Source organism: Nocardia sputi (assembly GCF_023501985.1).
This window is the reverse complement of record NZ_JAMFLC010000004.1, coordinates 367,030-380,881: the sequence shown is the minus strand read 5'-3', so window position 1 is coordinate 380,881 and position 13,852 is coordinate 367,030. Positions and strand designations below refer to the sequence as shown.

Annotated in this window: 17 protein-coding genes; 4 read left to right on the top strand and 13 right to left on the bottom strand. The window is 70.2% G+C overall.

Going from position 1 to position 13,852, the window contains the following annotated elements:
• Positions 1–2: 2 nt before the first annotated feature.
• The 6 genes from resB to hemL all read right to left on the bottom strand — a co-directional run bounded on the left by resB (position 3) and on the right by hemL (position 5,681).
• On the bottom strand, positions 3–1,673 hold the full coding sequence (resB, locus tag M8859_RS08925; RefSeq protein WP_249644080.1) for a cytochrome c biogenesis protein ResB: 1,671 nt from the start codon (positions 1,671–1,673) through the stop codon (positions 3–5).
• The gene (locus tag M8859_RS08920; protein WP_195069599.1) at positions 1,670–2,515 is read right to left on the bottom strand and encodes a cytochrome c biogenesis CcdA family protein; all 846 of its coding nucleotides are present in this window, start codon (positions 2,513–2,515) and stop codon (positions 1,670–1,672) included. Before M8859_RS08920 ends, resB begins: the two co-directional genes overlap by 4 nt.
• 37 nt (positions 2,516–2,552) lie before the next feature.
• Complete coding sequence (locus M8859_RS08915) at positions 2,553–2,804, bottom strand: hypothetical protein (protein WP_159921448.1); 252 nt, start codon at positions 2,802–2,804, stop codon at positions 2,553–2,555.
• Positions 2,801–3,442, bottom strand: coding sequence for a TlpA disulfide reductase family protein (locus M8859_RS08910; RefSeq protein ID WP_159921450.1), 642 nt, complete (start codon positions 3,440–3,442; stop codon positions 2,801–2,803). Before M8859_RS08910 ends, M8859_RS08915 begins: the two co-directional genes overlap by 4 nt.
• Positions 3,439–4,065 (bottom strand): histidine phosphatase family protein, encoded by a 627-nt coding sequence (locus M8859_RS08905; protein WP_159921748.1) that lies wholly within the window; start codon positions 4,063–4,065, stop codon positions 3,439–3,441. The genes M8859_RS08910 and M8859_RS08905 overlap by 4 nt, the downstream gene beginning before the upstream one ends.
• A 296-nt stretch (positions 4,066–4,361) precedes the next feature.
• Positions 4,362–5,681 (bottom strand): glutamate-1-semialdehyde 2,1-aminomutase, encoded by a 1,320-nt coding sequence (hemL, locus tag M8859_RS08900; protein ID WP_321212369.1) that lies wholly within the window; start codon positions 5,679–5,681, stop codon positions 4,362–4,364.
• A 192-nt stretch (positions 5,682–5,873) separates the two neighbouring features.
• Between hemL and M8859_RS08895 the strand changes: the two genes are divergently transcribed.
• A complete protein-coding gene (locus M8859_RS08895; protein ID WP_159921454.1) occupies positions 5,874–6,260 on the top strand; it encodes a hypothetical protein in 387 nt (128 codons plus the stop codon).
• A 22-nt stretch (positions 6,261–6,282) separates the two neighbouring features.
• Here M8859_RS08895 and M8859_RS08890 read toward each other — a convergent pair whose 3' ends face one another.
• The 6 genes from M8859_RS08890 to hemB all read right to left on the bottom strand — a co-directional run bounded on the left by M8859_RS08890 (position 6,283) and on the right by hemB (position 9,506).
• Complete coding sequence (locus M8859_RS08890) at positions 6,283–6,504, bottom strand: hypothetical protein (protein ID WP_159921456.1); 222 nt, start codon at positions 6,502–6,504, stop codon at positions 6,283–6,285.
• Between the two features lie 166 nt (positions 6,505–6,670).
• Positions 6,671–6,895, bottom strand: coding sequence for a hypothetical protein (locus M8859_RS36810; protein WP_159921458.1), 225 nt, complete (start codon positions 6,893–6,895; stop codon positions 6,671–6,673).
• A gap of 57 nt (positions 6,896–6,952) precedes the next feature.
• Positions 6,953–7,204: a hypothetical protein gene (locus tag M8859_RS08880; RefSeq protein ID WP_195069600.1), complete on the bottom strand. Its 252-nt coding sequence runs from the start codon at positions 7,202–7,204 to the stop codon at positions 6,953–6,955.
• Positions 7,201–7,683, bottom strand: coding sequence for a transport-regulating membrane protein Mce1N (gene mce1N / locus M8859_RS08875; protein ID WP_195069601.1), 483 nt, complete (start codon positions 7,681–7,683; stop codon positions 7,201–7,203). The genes M8859_RS08880 and mce1N overlap by 4 nt, the downstream gene beginning before the upstream one ends.
• Positions 7,684–8,007: 324 nt before the next feature.
• The gene (locus tag M8859_RS08870; RefSeq protein WP_159921750.1) at positions 8,008–8,523 is read right to left on the bottom strand and encodes a hypothetical protein; all 516 of its coding nucleotides are present in this window, start codon (positions 8,521–8,523) and stop codon (positions 8,008–8,010) included.
• Positions 8,524–8,528: 5 nt separating this feature from the next.
• Positions 8,529–9,506 (bottom strand): porphobilinogen synthase, encoded by a 978-nt coding sequence (gene hemB, locus M8859_RS08865; protein ID WP_195069602.1) that lies wholly within the window; start codon positions 9,504–9,506, stop codon positions 8,529–8,531.
• A 204-nt stretch (positions 9,507–9,710) separates the two neighbouring features.
• Between hemB and M8859_RS08860 the strand changes: the two genes are divergently transcribed.
• The 3 genes from M8859_RS08860 (at position 9,711) to M8859_RS08850 (ending at position 11,742) form a co-directional block, all read left to right on the top strand.
• Entirely contained in the window at positions 9,711–10,493 is a 783-nt protein-coding gene (locus M8859_RS08860) for a hypothetical protein (RefSeq protein WP_195139135.1), read from the top strand.
• A 46-nt stretch (positions 10,494–10,539) separates the two neighbouring features.
• On the top strand, positions 10,540–11,349 hold the full coding sequence (locus tag M8859_RS08855; RefSeq protein WP_195069604.1) for a tetratricopeptide repeat protein: 810 nt from the start codon (positions 10,540–10,542) through the stop codon (positions 11,347–11,349).
• Between the two features lie 120 nt (positions 11,350–11,469).
• Positions 11,470–11,742 (top strand): hypothetical protein, encoded by a 273-nt coding sequence (locus tag M8859_RS08850; RefSeq protein WP_159921470.1) that lies wholly within the window; start codon positions 11,470–11,472, stop codon positions 11,740–11,742.
• Positions 11,743–12,202: 460 nt separating this feature from the next.
• Here M8859_RS08850 and M8859_RS08845 read toward each other — a convergent pair whose 3' ends face one another.
• The gene (locus M8859_RS08845) at positions 12,203–13,765 is read right to left on the bottom strand and encodes a bifunctional uroporphyrinogen-III C-methyltransferase/uroporphyrinogen-III synthase (protein ID WP_159921472.1); all 1,563 of its coding nucleotides are present in this window, start codon (positions 13,763–13,765) and stop codon (positions 12,203–12,205) included.
• Positions 13,766–13,852 lie beyond the last annotated feature (87 nt).

The window sequence follows — 13,852 nt, the reverse complement described above, 5'->3', positions numbered from 1 at the left end:
GCTCACTCTCCCGTGGTCTCGGCGCCCCGCGCCACAGTGGTCTCGGCGCCCGTGTCGAGCAGGCGGGCGCGCAGCCGGTCGAACTCGCCGCCCCAGCCCGCCTGGTCGGTCCTGGCGAGCCCGCCCATTTCTACTACAGTGCGTCGTTGACCAACGGTACCGGCTGGGTCCTCGGCCGGATAGACCCGCACCCAGATCCGCCTGCGTTTGATCAGCAGTGAAGCCAGCAGGCCCGCCATCATCAACAGCGCGCTCACCAGCACCCACTGCTGAGCGGGGTCGTGCGAGACCTGGATATTCACGAACTCGTGCGCACCGTCGAAGCTGACCTTGGTGCCGTTCGGCAGTGTGGTCGACTCGCCAGGACGCAGATTGACCCTGGCCTCCTTGGTCAGCCGGCCCTGTTTGACCTGTTCGGGGTCCAGGGCGAACAACGACTGCGGCTTCCCGGTGTCCAGGCCGGTGTCACCGCGATAGATGTCGACCGCGACGGCCGGATCGTTCATCGCGGGGAACGCCGAGGTCAGCAGTGACCCGTGGAACATCGCGGTGGGTGCGAACAGCCCCTCGATCGCGATCTGGTTCTTCCGGCGCTCCTCGTCGGTGGCATACATGCCACCGGGCGGGTCGATCCGCAGCACGCCGCTGGACAGGAACGTCGAGGCGTCGTCGGGACGCCACTGGATGGACTCGGTGCGGGTCTGGCCGTTGGGGAAGGTGACGGTGAAAGTCGGTGCGTAACCGTGCCCCTGCAGGTAGAGTCGGTCGCCCGCGACGCGCAACGGATGGTTGACCTGCACCCGGGTGTCGCGCCAGGTGTTCGTCCGCAGGTCTTCGCCCGCCTGGTAGGCGAGGTTGGCCGTGAACATCTCGGCTTGCCCGTTGGTCAGGTAATCGGCCTTGAAATCCTTCACCCGCACGCAGATCGGGTTCATGCCGGTGCCGTCGTTGACGTTGCCCGCTTTGAAGGAGTCGAACACCGCGGGCGAAGTGGTGCAGAAGCCAGGACCGTTGTTCGCCAGCACGATGACGCTGCCCTCGTACCCGAACAGCTTGCCCACCGCGATGGCGACCAGCAGCCCGACCAGCGCGAGATGGAACACCAGGTTGCCGAGCTCGCGGGAGTAGCCCTTCTCCGCCGACAGCGCCAGTTCGCCCTCGCGGGGACCGGGGCGGACCTCGGTGCGCCAGCCGCGCAGCTGGGCGCGGGCGTGGTCGACGAGTTCCCGGGGCGACTGCTCGACGCGTTCCGAGTGATGGTGCGGCAGCCTGGTCAGGTTGCGCGGCGCCCGCACCGGTGGGGTGCGCAGAGCGCGGTAGTGGTCGAGCGTACGCGGCAAGATGCAACCGACGAGCGAGATGAACAGCAATACGTAGACGGCGGTGAACCAGAAACTGGAGAACACGTCGAACAGCTCGAACCGGTCCATCCACGGGCCGAGCGTGGGCCGGTCGGCGATGTACTGCTCGACCTTCTGCTCGTTGAGGTTCCGCTGCGGCAGCAGCGCACCGGGGATCGCGGCCAAGGCCAGCAGGAACAGCAGCACCAAGGCGGTGCGCATGCTGGTGAGTCCGCGCCAGGTGTTGCGCAGGAACGCCCACGCCCTTCCGGCCGGGGATCGGTGCGGTGGGCGTACGGGAGTTTCGCTCGTCGGCTGGTCGGTCACGGTCATATCGGCAAGGTCACCTCGGAGACGAACGCGTCGCGCACCCAGGCGACGAACTGGTCCCACGCGCCGGTGACCAGCGCGACACCGACCGCGACGAGCAGCATGCCCCCGATGATCTGGATGGTGCGGGAATTACGACGCAACCAGCCGACCCCCCGCAACGCGCTCGCCGACCCGAACGCGAGCACCACGAACGGCAGACCGAGGCCGAGACAGTAGGCGACGATGAGGGCCACCCCGCGCACGGCCGTCGTGCCGTCGGTGCCCGCGGCCACCGCCATGACGCCCGACAGCGTGGGGCCCAGACACGGCGTCCAACCCAGCGCGAACACCCCGCCCAGCAGCGGCGCGCCCATGATGCTGGTGAGCCTGCGCGGCTCCATCCGCGTGTCACGCTGCAACGCGGGCACCAGACCTATGAAGACCAAGCCCATCAGGATCGTCACCACGCCACCGATGCGTTGCAGCAGTTCCCGATTCACGTTCAAGGTCTGGATGACGCCGAAAACGGTCGCGGTGGCGAGCACGAAGACCACGGTGAAACCGGCGACGAACAAACCGGCCGCACCGGCGACCCGCATCCGTCCCGAGCGAAGGGGCTGCGCGACGGCCGCCGAACCCGGTCCGGCCGCGCGGGTCCCGGCCGCCTGCGCGACCGTGGCGGGCGGCGCTTCCGCACCGACCAGGCCGGCCAGGTAGGACAGGTACCCCGGCACGAGGGGAACCACACACGGCGAGGCGAACGACACCAGACCCGCGAGCAGGCACGCGCCGAGCGCCAGCAGCAGCGGCCCGGAGGCCGCCGTCTGCTGGAACGAATCACCGACTCCGGCGAGCACCGTCACAGGTCCTCCCCGGCACGGGGCGCGTTGCGCTCGGGTGTCACACCGATTCCTCCCGCGTGTCCTGCGAGCGTCCGGCGGCGCGGCGCGGCGAAACCTTCCGCTCTGTGGCGGCGGGTTCCTCGGCCCCGTCGAACACCGCGAAGTCCAGCAAGGACTCGGCGGCGACGCTCCGCGGCACGGTGGCGATACCCGCCCACCGGTCGTCGACGGCCCATCCGCCGCCGATGCGTCGAGCGCCCTGCCGGGGCCGGCAGGCGCGCAGGTGGCGGGTGCGACGGTCGCGATTCACTGTTTTTCCTCCGAGGCGATGCGTTCGACAATTGGCTGCAGATCCTCGGCCAGCAGGGACCGCAGGAAGACCGCGGCGACCCGATGTTGCCGGTCGAGGACCAGAGTGGTGGGGATGACACTGGTAGGGAAGTTCCCGCCGAGCGCGAGCAAGGTGCGCATCGACGGGTCGTAGATGGACGCGTAGCCGACTTTGTTGTCGACCATGAAGTCCTGGGCCTTGTCCTGTTGCGGATCGCGGACGTTGATGCCGAGGAAGGCGACGCCCTTGTCCTTGGTCGCCTCGTAGACCTTCTCCAGGGCGGGCGCCTCCGCGCGGCACGGACCGCACCACTGGCCCCACAGGTTGAGCACCACGACCTTGCCCGCGTAGTCCTCCACCGCGATGGTCTTGCCCGCTGTCATCAGGTCCGGGCCGGCCAGTTCACCGATGGTGCCGCGCGAGGCGGGCGGGTCGTAGAGAATGTCGGTCTTGCCGCCGGGCGAGACGAATTCGAAGGTGCCACCCGAGGCCACCGCGTCCGAACCGGTCGAACAACCCGCGAGCGCGGCGATCAGCGCCACGCACGCGAGCAGCACCGGCAGCACCCGTCCGGGGCGTGCCGAGGGCGGAGTGGGGAACGCGGTGGAGCGAGTCATGCGCCGTGTACCGAGGGGTCCGAACCGCCTGCGGGCTCGGAGTAGACGATGTCGACGAGCGTGTCGCCGTGATAGACCAGCGAGGTCAGCGACGCGAGTGAGCATTGCCGCTGGCGCGGATCGTGCCAGAGGCGCTGCCCCTGGAGGAATCGCCGCAGCGTCCACACCGGTAGCTGGTGGGACACCAGCACCGCCTCGCGCCCGGCCGCTTCGACTCGGGCTTTGTTCACCGCGGCCAGCATCCGGTGCGCGATCTGCAGATAGGGCTCGCCCCAGGACGGGGTGAATGGGTCGCGCAGCTTCCACCAGTGCCGCGGCTTGCGCAGTGCGCCGTCACCGACCGAGACGCGCAGGCCCTCGAAGGTGTTGCCCGCCTCGATGAGGTTCTCGTCGGTGCGCACGATGACGTCGTGCTGGGCGGCGATCGGCTCGGCGGTCTCCTGGGCGCGCTGCAGCGGGGAGGCGATGACCAGCGCGATGTCGTGATCGGCCAGAGTCCGCGCGACGGCGGCGGCCTGCGCTCGCCCCGCCACCGAGAGGCTGAAACCGGGCAGGCGGCCGTAGAGGATGCCGTTCGGGTTGTGCACCTCGCCGTGCCGCAACACGTGCACGATGGTCTCGATCGGGGCGGCGCCGCCGTCGTGCGCCCGTTCGGCCGCGCCGGTCCGGCTGTCGGCGCGCTCGGTCCCGGCCTCGTTCTCGGCCGGGGCTGCCTCGTCCCCTTCGCGCGCCGCGCCGACCGGGGCGTTCGACCCGGCGGCCGCCGCGAAGTGAGCACCCGCGTCGATCACTGTGGCTTCCGCGGCGGAAGCGGCGGCAGGCGCCGCGGCGACCGCACCGTTCGTCGCGGACACATCAAGCTCGGCGGACGGCTTGGTTAGCTCGCGCCGGTCGGCATCGGGCTGATCGAGATCGGAGCTCACGCGCGGGATCCTTCGGGGGTGGCGGCCGCCGCCGCGTGCGCGGCGGCGGGCAGGGCGGCAGCGATACGGTCGAACGCGTCCTCGTCGAGCGCCGCGGAGACGAACCACGCTTCGAACGCGCTCGGCGGCGCGTACACGCCGCCGTCGAGCAGGGCGTGGAAGAACGCGGGGTAGCGCCAGGTCTGACTCGCCTTGGCGGCGGCGTAGTCGGTGACCGGGCGTTCGGCGAAGAACACGCTCACCATATTGCCCGCGAACTGGACTCGGTGCCCGACCCCTGCGGCCGTCAGCGCCGATGTGAACAGATCGCCGAGCCGCTGCGCGTTGCGGTCCAGCGCGGCATACACCGCGTCGTCGGCCGCCCGCAGCGTGGCGAGGCCCGCGGCCACCGCCACCGGGTTACCGGACAACGTGCCCGCCTGGTAGACCGGCCCGAGCGGCGCGAGGTGATTCATGATCTCGGCGCGCCCGCCGAACGCGGCCGCGGGCAGCCCACCGCTCATCACCTTGCCGAAGGTGTAGAGGTCGCCCGCGACGCCTTCCCTGCCGAACCAGCCCGCGCGGCTGACCCGGAAGCCCGTCATCACCTCGTCCATGACCAACAGCGCACCGTGCTCGGTGGCGAGCGTGCGCAGACCGGCGTTGAAGCCGGGCAGCGGCGCGACCGCGCCCATATTCCCCGCCGCCGCCTCGGTGATCACGCAGGCGATCTCGCCGGGATTCGCGGCGAACGCGTCCGCGACGGCCTCGAGGTCGTTGTAGGGCAGCACGATGGTGTCGGCCGCCTGCGCGCCCGTCACGCCCGGCGAGGTGGGCAGTCCGAGCGTGGCGACACCGGAGCCCGCGTCGGCCAGCAGCGCGTCGACGTGGCCGTGATAGCAACCGGCGAATTTGATGATCTTGGTGCGGCCGGTGTAGCCGCGGGCCAGCCGGACCGCGCTCATGGTGGCCTCGGTGCCGGAGTTCACCAGTCGCACCCGTTCCACCGGCGCGACCCGCTGCACGATCGCCTCGGCGAGTTCGATCTCGGCCTCGGTGGGCGCCCCGAAGGACAGGCCGCCGCCCGCTGCCCTGCGCACCGCCTCGACGACCGCGGGGTGCGCGTGGCCGAGGATCATCGGCCCCCACGAGCAGACCAGGTCCACGTACTCGTTGCCGTCGGCGTCGACGAGCGTGCAGCCGTCGGCCGAGCCGATGAATCGCGGTGTGCCGCCGACGGATCGAAATGCCCGTACCGGAGAGTTGACGCCACCCGGAATCACCGAACTCGCCCGGTCGAAGAGCTGAGCGGAAACCGGCACCGCTGCACTGGTCACGCGCGGAGAAGAACTCACGCTTTCCAGTCTCTCAGCACCGGAAAATCGGTTCGACGACAGGGTGTAGTGCAGTGATGCAGGCCGCAGCCGCCCGGCAACACGCCGAGGTGATGTTCGCGCGAATTTTGATCGCTGAACGGTTGCCGGTGCGTAGTCTCAGCTCACATTCGTCCACCGCCAGGGAGGGTCTGCATGCGGATTGCCATCGTCAGCGTGGGTGTGCTCGCCGTCGTCGCGGGGGCCACCGTGGCCCTCGGCGCCGGGTCCGCCGCCGCGCAGCCGCTGGATCAACTCGACCAAGCGCGACTGGCCATCCCCCTGGACCACACGGCGACCGCCGCTCTGGCCGCCGGACCCATTCCGGCGCTGGTCACCATGGTCGTCCCGCCGAACCGGATCGGCGCCGGGCTGAAAAGCGACTCCGCGATCCACCGGGACGAGCGCGGCGCGGTGCACGCCACGCTTCGCCAAGTGGTCCTGGAGGCGGCCGGCCATCCGGACGGGACGGTCACCGTGTATCTGAACGCTCCCGGCGCCCGCAACGGCCGCGTGCTGGACGTCTACCAGCACTGGAACTGAGCGGGCGCCCGCGCCTCCGCCGTCAGGCGTACATGCAGGGGACTTGCGCCGACATGGTGTGCAGGAAGCACATGAACCCGTTGTAGGGGCCCGCCGAACCGGAGTCCGGCACGAGGATCGGCGCGTCGACCGGGCTCGCGTCCTCCAGGGGCAGTCCCGGGTCGGCGCCCGCGGGCGCGGCCCCGATCCCGAGGGCGGCGGCCACGGCAAACGCGGCACAGATCTTCACGGCGAACCGGTTCATCAAGCACTTTCCTTCATCGACGCACGTTCGAACTACGGCCGAAATACTAACGGCCACAGGGGCACTCCGGCCAAAGTGCGGCCGGGTGGGCGTCGGGCACCCGACAGCGCGCGGTCACACGGTAACTCGTCGCGCCGTGCGCAACGCTTCGCTGGGCAACCTGCGGCTACGTCAGGCCCAGGCAGAACTTGGCGAACCCGGTGGTCACCAGGCAGGCCAGCGGCGTGGGCAAGGCGTGCAGCAACGGCGCGGGCGGAGTGGCCGCGAATACCGGTGTCGCCGGAACAGGCGGCGCCGGAACGGTTTCGGCGGACGCGGTGGCGGGCACGGCCGCGGCGATCACACCGGTCGCCACCGCGCCGAAAAGTGTTCGCTGGACGATTGGTTTCATGGAGTTGGCGTTCCCGTGCTCCCCCACGTCAAACGGCGGCAAGCGTATTCGCGCCGATCAGCGCCCGGCGCGCAGACCGCGCACGATCCGGGCCGCGGCGTCGATGGCGAGCACGCCTGCCACCGCGACGAGCGCGGCGGCCAACAGCCACCAAGGTCCGGCGTAGCGGGTCGCGGTGAAAGCCGGGGCGTCGCCCGCCGGCGCGAAGTCGGTGGTGCGCACGCCGGTGCGCGCGCTCAGCACCGCCCCCAGCAGGGCTAGTACGAACAGGTCCAGTTCCACGAGCACCGCGACTATCCAGCGCCTCATCGGTCCGCTCCATCCGCACTGCGCTCCACGGCTTCGGTCAACGCCGTGCGCAACGTCTTGTGGTCTCTGGCCCAGGCCTGCACCAAGCCGCCGTCGGCCAGCCGCAATCCGATGCCGGTGCGGCGGCGCGGCACGCCGGTCAGCTCACCGAGCGCTCGTGCCGATTCCCACTCTTGCTCGTCCCAGGAGTCCTCGTCCCGCTCGGGAAGGACTTCCGCGATCGAGCACAGCGGCAGCGATTCGGTGCCCGCACGCAGCGTCTCCGTGGTGAGCTCCACGCTGACGTGCCGCTTGCCCGCGACCACCTGCAACGCCACGAAGCCCGCGATCAGCGCGGCACAGAAAACGAGGGCGAACCAGTGCACGGCGCCACCGGTGACGATTTCCAGGACGAGAACCGCGAGGCACAGGATCGGCCCGTAGGCCACCGCGCGCCAGCGAGCGCCCGGCTCGACGAACAGGACTGTCGCGGCGGTCACGCCAGGCCCATCACGGCAGCGCGCGCCGACACGACGAAAAGCGGAATCAGCGAGTCAGGCCGGGCAGCAACAGCACGGCGACGGTCAGCACGGCGAACAGAATCAGCAGGCTCAAGACGGCCAGATCCCGCCGAATGCTGTGCGGCTGCTGGATCACCACTCGCATCGATGCCTCCGATCCTCCGGAGCCGTCTGCCGAGATCACGCACGTAATGCGAGTCAACGCACGACAAAAGACCACCGGTTCCCACGTCCACTGTGACAACCCTCACCATACATGCCGGACTGTCTCGGACAAATTGGGAACATGTTCCATCCAGGCGCTCAGCGCCTGCCCAGTTGGAAGTACGTGGTGGATTCGGGCCGGTGGGACAGATAGATCGCACCGGCGGCGAGCACGGCCTGCACGATCGAAGCGCCGCCCGCGACGAGCGAGGCCGTCCCGGTCACCGCCTCGATCGCCAGCAACGCGCCGACGCCGATCACGACCACCCACGCGCCGAGCACCGTCAGCACGGTGCGCGCCCACAGCTTGCCGCGCCCGAACTGGTACACGATCACCGAAGCCAGCGCCGCGACGCCCAGGCCGAGCAGGACGACGAACACGTAGACCAGCGACACCATCAGTTCGGCGCTGGCCAACGTGACCTGCGGATCCTGCACCCTGGCTTGCTCGAACACCTCTTCGGCGAAAGTGCGCCGACGATCCAGCGCGGCGACGATCGAGGCGATCAACTGCACCACGCCGAAGCCGATGACACCCCACCACAGCTGCCGCGCGGTACCGACATCCTCCGGCATCGGGGGACGGACCGGGCCCGCGGCGAACGGTCCCGCCATATTCGTCACGACAGCCAGTGCGCGGCCTCGGTCGCCCAGTAGGTGAGCACGATGTCCGCACCGGCCCGGCGAATGCCCAACAACGACTCGAGGACGGCGCCGCGGCGGTCGATCCAGCCGCGCTCGGCGGCGGCGGTGATCATCGCGTACTCACCGGAGATCTGGTAGGCAGCGACCGGGACCGTCGAGCGATCGGCGACCTCGCGCAGGATGTCCAGATACGACATCGCAGGCTTGACCATCACGATGTCCGCGCCCTCGGCCAGGTCCAGCTCCAACTCACGGATGGCCTCGCGGCGGTTGGCCGGGTCCTGCTGGTAGGTGCGCCGGTCGCCTTCCAGCGAGGAACCGACGGCCTCCCGGAAGGGGCCGTAGAACGCCGAGGCGTATTTCGCGGAATAGGCCAGGATGCCGGTGTCGATGCGCCCCGCAGCGTCCAGGCCCCGCCGGATCGCGCCGACCTGGCCGTCCATCATGCCGCTGGTACCGAGCAGGTCGGCCCCGGCCTCGGCCTGGGCGAGGGCCATCTCGACGTACCGCTCCAGCGTCGCGTCGTTGTCGACCGTGCCTTCGGCGGTGAGCACACCGCAGTGGCCGTGGTCGGTGAACTCGTCCAGGCAGGTGTCGGCCATGACCACGGTCGAGCCCCCCACCTCGTCTGCGAGCACGCGCAGTCCGCGGTTGAGGATGCCCTGCGGATCACTGGCCGCGCTGCCGACGGCGTCCTTGTCTTCCGGACGCGGCACACCGAACAGCATGATGCCGCCGACACCCGCCGTGACCGCCTCGACAGCCGTCTTGCGCAGCGAGTCCAGCGAGTGCTGCACCACGCCCGGCATGGAGCTGATCGAGCGCGGCTCCGCCAAGCCGTCGGCCACGAACATCGGCAGTACCAATTGCCGTGGTTCCAGTGTGGTTTCGGCCACGAGACGGCGCAAAGCCGGGGTACGGCGCAACCGCCGCGGGCGGTCCATTCCGGTCATGAATCGCACGATACGCCCGGTGCGATCCGCTGTCGCGAGCACCCGTGGGCGGCGCCGGACCCTCGTCCCGGCTCTCTGGGACAGCCGCCGCGCGCGACCCGCCGACTAGACACGTCATCCGACTGATAACGGTGTGTGAAATCTCACCTCCACCCCCGCGCGAAGGCGCATACTCCGACTAGGCGAGACCCGCTGGGGGACAGGATGACCGATCCGCACATCGACATCTCGCTGGCCAGAGCCGCCGACTTCGAGTCGTGGGTGGCGGTGCTGCTGTCGGACTGGTGGCCGGTGCTCACCGACGGCCTGCCCCCGCCCGCGGCCGCGCTGCGGATCTGGCACGACGCCGACGGCGGCTGGGAAAACATCAGCGTGGAGTTCGTCGCACGGCAGGCGGCCGAGCCGCAGGTTATGCCCTGCGCGCACGTTGCCTTTGCCACCCTCGGCATCTATCCCGACGAGCCCGAATGGGCGCGCAGCCGGGGCACCCACCTGGTCGGCGGCACCGAGGACGTCCTCGTCCAGCTGCGTTTCTCCGACACCCGCACCGTCTTCGTCGGCCTGCGCAGCAGGCCGTGTCCAGTCGCTCCGGAGGCGGGCCGACGGCTGCTGGCCGCGGCCGAGGCGACCTTGCGGTTCCCGAACACCTCCACCGGACCGTTGGACGTGCGGGTGGCCCGCAACAGCGCGCGGCATGCCCTCGCCGAGCACAGCGCGCGAATTTCCACCCCGGCCGATCCGTTGCAGCTGGGACCGCCGCAGCGAGTCGCCGACATCGGCTGGGCCTTCATCTTCCCTTGGTCGACCACGTCCTGGTACACCGAGGGCGCCGTCCCCACGTTCCCGCCGGGCACCCGAGGGCCGATCGTGGTCGTCAAGGACACTGGACACACCTGGCTGCTGGACAGCCTGCGCAACTACGACGCGCAGCTGGCCGCGTACGCGCGCGAGCACGGGTACCGTGCCCCGGTCGAGCAGGCGCGATGATGGGGAGCGTGATTGTCGCGGAGTGTCGCGAGGCGAGGGTGCTGAGATGACCGAGCCGCCGAGTGAGGTCGAACTGCTCGCCATGCAACGGCGCGCCGAGGCGCTGTGGGACGCGGGCGACGCCGCGGGCGCCGAGCATTGGCTGCGCCGGGCCGCCGCGGGCGGCAGCGTGCCCGCGATGGGGATGCTGGGCGCGCTGCTGGGAGCCGACGGCCGGCTCGGCGAGGGGATCCGCTGGCTGGAGGACGCCGCCGCGCGCGGCAACGAGCCCGCGGGGGTGCAGCTGGGCCTGCTGCACGTGGAACGTGGAAATCTCGATGAAGCCGAGCGCTGGCTGCGTCCCGCCGCCGATCGGGGATTGCCCGAAGCGCTCTGCAACATGGGCGTTCTCGCCAATCGGCGCGGCCGGGACGACGAAGCCGAGCAGTGGTACGAACGCGCGGTCCGTGCCGGAAACCCTACGGCCATGCGCAGTCTCGGCCTGCACCTGGCGCGCCGCGGCGAAACCGACCGCGCGATGGAACTGCTCACCGAGGCCGCGCGCCGCGGAAGAACCGACGCGTTGGCGGTGCTGGGTGCCCTGCATCTGGACCGGGGAGAACGGATCGAGGGTGAGCGCTGGCTGCGCAAGGGCGCCGAAGCGGGCGACCCGGACTCGATGTTCCACCTCGCACTATTGCTGCGCGCGTCGAATACGCCGTATCTGGCAGGTGATCTCACCGATCCCGAGGTGCTGCGAACCGCCGCCGCCATCGCGACCGGCCGCACGCCCGCGCAGCGGGAAGCACGGCAGTGGCTCGAACGTGCCGCCGCACTGGGACATCCACAGTCGCTGCGGTTGCTGCACGATCTGTGAACCCACCCGCTGCGGCTCGAAAACCTCTGTGGCCAGCGAAGTTTGTCGGTACCCGAAGGTAGAATCGAAGGTACGTTCGAGGGGGCTCGCCTGCCCCCGATCGCCACGGGAGGGATGCCAATGCGCACACCGCAAACCGTTCTCATCGATCGCCCCTACGCACCGCTGCAGAAGCGCCCGCTGCCCGCGGGCCGCCCCCGGGCGTGGTACGTGATGCACAACCGGCGGCTGAAGGCGATGCGCCTGGCGATCGCGCTGCTGGACTCGGGCGTCTACGCACCGAGTTACGCCACGAACAAGCGGATCCGGCACACCGCCGAAGTGATCGGCATCAGACCGCCCTCCGACGCCACCTGTTCCATGGTTCGCACCCTGATGCGTAAGCGGTACTGAGACCGGATAGGTGACGCTGCCCGCCGCGCGCCGATCCGATATGCCCGGGCCGAGCACACTTCGGCCGGAATCGGCCGGCCGGCCGTGCTGAATCGCCGTAGCAGTGAGGGAGCGGCGCGCGGGCAAGGGAAACCGCCGACCTGACCGGCTCTCGACGGATTGCTGGCAACCGTGAGGGGTGTTCACGAACGAACTCCCCGGCCCAGCTCGAGCCGTGATCGGCACGACCGCGCCCAACGCGCGGAGGTGCGGCCGACCATCGGCTCTGCAGCCTCCGCCACGGTAGGGCGGTGCGCCCTCCTCTACTCCAGGCCGAGTGACGCGGCAGCAACGCATATCCGCCTGGCGACCAGGCCACAACGGCCGCCCCTGACCTCAGCACCCTGACCAAGCTCCGGGGTCGAGCGAAGCGAAACCGAGCATGCGCTGTTCACGATAGGAGCTGCCAGGACCGACCCGGTTACCGGCTGCGGCGGCTCTTCTTGCGCGGCGGCGGCAACAGCCCCTCCGCACGCAGCCGGGCCGCGTGCTCGGCCAGCGCTTCGACCAGCGGACCGACCTGGGCCACCTCGGGCTGCACGTCCACGCGCAGGCCGAATTCAATGGCGGTTTCGGCGGTCTTGGGGCCGATGCACGCCACGATGGTGCGCGCGTGCGGCTTGCCCGCGATGCCGACCAGATTGCGCACCGTGGAGGACGAGGTGAACAGGACGGCGTCGAAGCCGCCGGTCTTGATCATCTCGCGGGTCTCCGCGGGCGGCGGCGAGGCGCGCACCGTGCGGTAGGCGGTGACGTCGTCGATCTCCCAGCCGCGGTCGCGCAGCCCTTCGGCCAGCGTCTCGGTGGCGATGTCGGCGCGCGGCAGCAGTACCCGGTTCACCGGGTCGAACACGTCGTCGTAGGGCGGGAAGTCGGCCAGCAGGCCTTCGGAGGACTGCTCACCGCTGGGCACCAGCTCGGGGTTGATGCCGAACGAGCGCACCTTGTCCGCGGTGGCCTCGCCGACGCAGGCGATCTTCACGCCGGAGAACGCCCGCGCGTCGAGACCGAACTCGGCGAACTTCTCCCAGACCGCGCGCACCGCGTTGGTGGAGGTGAACACCACCCACTGGTAGCGCCCGTCGACCAAACCCTTGACCGCGCGCTCCATCTGGGCGGGGCTGCGCGGGGGCTCGACCGCGATGGTCGGCACCTCCATCGGGATGGCGCCGTGCGTGACGAGCCGCTCGCTCATCTCCGCGGCCTGATCCTTGGTGCGCGGCACGAGCACGGTCCAGCCGTACAGCGCGCGTGACTCCCACCAGGACATCTTCGAGCGGTGCGCGACCACCTTGCCGATGGTCACCACCAAGGGGCCGACCAGCTCGGAGGCCGCGCTGTTCAGCGTGGCCAGGGTGGCCTCGATGGTGCGCTGCTGGCGGGTGGTGCCCCGTACCGTCACCGCGACCGGGGTCTGCGGAGCCATGCCGTGCTCGACCAGGGCGCTCGCCGTCTCGGCGAGATGCCCGGAGGTCGCGTGGAGCACGAGCGGGCCGGGTGCGGCCGCCAGTGCGGCCCAATCGACCTCGCCGCGCACATCCGCCTCGGTGTGCCCGGACCCGAGCGCGATGCCCGCGTAGCTGGGGACCGCGGAGCCGTTGGGCAGGCCGGGCAGCACCTCGAAGACCATGTGCGACCGCGTGACGGCGTTGACCTCGGCGATCACCGAGTCGGTGGTCAGCGGGTCGCCCGCGACGACGCGCACCACGTCGTGGCCGCCGCGCGCTTCGGCGATCAGCGTCTTGGCCACCTCGGCGGGCTCGCCGAGCGCGGGCCGCACGTCGACGGGACGCTCCCCGTCGGGCCCTGGTTCGACCGCGGTGCCGATGAGGGCGAGCACGCCCTTGTCGACGTCCGGGTCGGTGAACGCCAGCGTCGCCCGTCCGATCACCTCACGGGCTCGTACCGTGAGCAGCGCCGGGTCACCCGGGCCCGATCCGACGAAAAGGATCCGACCGGGGTGCTTCTTCGTCGCTCGGCTCATGCCAGCACCTCGCTTTCGCTCGGCTCCGGCATGCCCGAGGGCTCGGTGCCTATGTTTCGCTCACTCATGACTCCGCCTCGCTGTCGC